We start from the raw sequence: 628 nt of genomic DNA on the forward strand, positions 1-628 counted from the left end.
CCACAAGCATCGTCCACGACAGCATGTTGCTTGTAGGCTGGTTCCAGCCGACGATTGCGCCCGTTGGTCGCCATGGACGCGTCCGGATCGGTAACGCAAACCTTCTTGTACTTGCCTGTTTTACGGCTGTTTCGTTCGTTTGGGTCTTCGTTGGCGTCGGTGAGAGCGTCGACGTGGCGGAGCGCAAGGCTTTCCCAACTTACGTCGGCCCGGATGAGTGAGGCGTCGACATGTACGGCCTCACCCTTGGCAATCCTGGCCGCTACGCAGACCTTTACTGTCCGCTCAAAGATCGTTCGAAAACGCTCTGCGCCCCAGCGTTGACGGATGCGGGTCAGCGACGAATGGTCAGGAAGCGCCTCGTGCAGGCCGAAGCCGATAAACCAGCGAATAGCGATGTTAACCTGAGCCTCGCGGACCAGCCGACGGTCATGAACAATCCCGAGGAGAAAGCCCGCAAGCATCAGCCGGACGGCCACTTCCGGATCAATGCCGGGGCGGCCGACGCCCACCGCATAAAGCTCAGTTACCTCATCGTGCAGCCAGGAGAGATCGAGAACTCTATCGACCTTAACCAGGATGTGATCGTCGGGGATCAGATCCCGAAGCGAGCCGCACATATAGAGTT

The 628-nt window shown here is 58.9% G+C and carries 1 protein-coding gene; it reads right to left on the reverse strand.

Annotated elements, in window-relative coordinates; translation table 11 throughout:
• On the reverse strand, positions 1–628 hold a 628-nt coding region (locus tag CO664_RS27005; RefSeq protein ID WP_202859963.1), incomplete at both ends, for a transposase.

The organism is Sinorhizobium sp. NG07B (genome assembly GCF_002532005.1).
Classification (GTDB): Bacteria; Pseudomonadota; Alphaproteobacteria; order Rhizobiales; family Rhizobiaceae; genus Sinorhizobium; species Sinorhizobium fredii_C.